Here is a 1,457-nt window from a genome sequence, read left to right as displayed (position 1 = left end):
GACGCGTTCGTCGACCGGCTCGCGGGCCCCGCGCAGGCGGCCAGCGCGTCGACCGGCATCCCGGCGCGCTTCATCGTCGGCCAGGCCGCGCTCGAGTCGGGCTGGGGCAAGCGCGAGATCCGCGCGAGCGACGGCTCGACCAGCTACAACGTGTTCGGCATCAAGGCGACCAAGGGCTGGACCGGCCGCACGGTGTCGGCGCTGACGACCGAATACGTGAACGGCACGCCGCGCCGCGTGGTCGCGAAGTTCCGCGCGTACGACTCGTACGAGCACGCGATGACCGATTACGCGACCCTGCTGAAGAACAATCCGCGCTACTCGGGCGTGCTGAGCGCGAGCCGCAGCGTCGAAGGCTTCGCGCACGGGATGCAGAAGGCCGGCTACGCGACCGACCCGAACTACGCGAAGAAGCTGATCTCGATCATGCAGCAGATCGGCTGACGGCCCGTCGGCCAGTGCCGTTGCCCCTTTCGGACCGCGCCCGGCAGCCCGCCGCGCGCGGTTTCAACGTTTGCGCGAAAAAAATCCCCGTTTCGATCTAAACTTTCGGTCAGCACTGCCGCTAAGTGTGAGAGACCTGCGACCGGGCCCCCGTTCTGGCCCGGTTTTATCGCGCACCGGTTGCCCGGGCGCCCATGACAAGAAAGACCGGCTAGCCATGAATATCGAAACGTCGACGGACCCCAGCCTGGATGCAGGCCACTCCGGGCCCGACTATGCCCGCCGCAATCCGCTGGAAATCGGCGTGCAGCTGCGCAACCTCGTCAATCGCGGCGATTTCCTGACCGTCCAGTACCCGGGCGGCCAGCTCGTCACGCGCCTGCTCGAGGTGGATGTCGGCGCGCGGACGTTCACGTTCGACTGGGGTGCGCTGTCCGAGCAGAACGCCGGCATCCTGGGCGCGTCGCACTGCACGTTCGCGGCCGCGCCGGAGGGCGTGCGCGTCGAATTCTCCACGGGCACGCCGCGCGAGACGCGCTACGAGGGGCTGCCCGCGTTCGTCGCCGATTTCCCCGACGTCCTGATGTGCATCCAGCGCCGCGAGTATTTCCGCGTCGATGCGCCGGTCGTCGATCCGTACGTGTGCCGCGGCAAGCTGCCGGACGGCGAGAGCTTCCTGTTCGAGGTGCACAACCTGTCGCTCGGCGGCGTGGGGCTGCGCACGGCGGACGAACGCGTCGAGGCGCTCGAGGTCGGCACGCTGCTGCCCGACGTCGAGCTCGAGCTGACCGGCCACGGCAAGCTGTCGCTCGACCTGCAGCTCGTGTCGCAGCGTTCGACGCAGATGCCGAACGGGTCGCGGCGCTACCAGCTCGGCTTTCGCTACATGTCGCTGCCGGGCAGCGCGGAGAACACGCTGCAGCGGCTGATCACGCAGCTCGAGATGAAGCGCCGCTCGCTCGCGCGGGCCTGACGCGCACGCGGCCGCCGGCCCCGCCCGAGGCCGCTCGAGG

Annotated in this window: 2 protein-coding genes; both read left to right on the top strand. The window is 69.1% G+C overall.

Annotation, left to right across the window (positions count from 1 at the left end; translation table 11 throughout):
• The coding region (gene flgJ / locus L810_RS43245) for a flagellar assembly peptidoglycan hydrolase FlgJ (protein ID WP_042978463.1) at nucleotides 1-444 on the top strand (444 nt) is incomplete at its 5' end.
• 217 nt (nucleotides 445-661) lie between these two features.
• Nucleotides 662-1,417: a flagellar brake protein gene (locus tag L810_RS43240; protein ID WP_021164374.1), complete on the top strand. Its 756-nt coding sequence runs from the start codon at nucleotides 662-664 to the stop codon at nucleotides 1,415-1,417.
• Nucleotides 1,418-1,457 lie beyond the last annotated feature (40 nt).

It is taken from the genome of Burkholderia sp. AU4i (assembly GCF_000466765.1).
GTDB classification, from domain to species: domain Bacteria; phylum Pseudomonadota; class Gammaproteobacteria; order Burkholderiales; family Burkholderiaceae; genus Burkholderia; species Burkholderia cepacia.
Note: the sequence above shows the minus strand (reverse complement) of the source record. Positions and strands in the feature narration are given on the sequence as shown.

Excerpts from the sequence above, each read along its gene's own strand:
- L810_RS43240 (WP_021164374.1), top strand. The coding sequence starts at position 662 with ATGAATATCGAAACGTCGACGGACCCCAGCCTGGATGCAGGCCACTCC.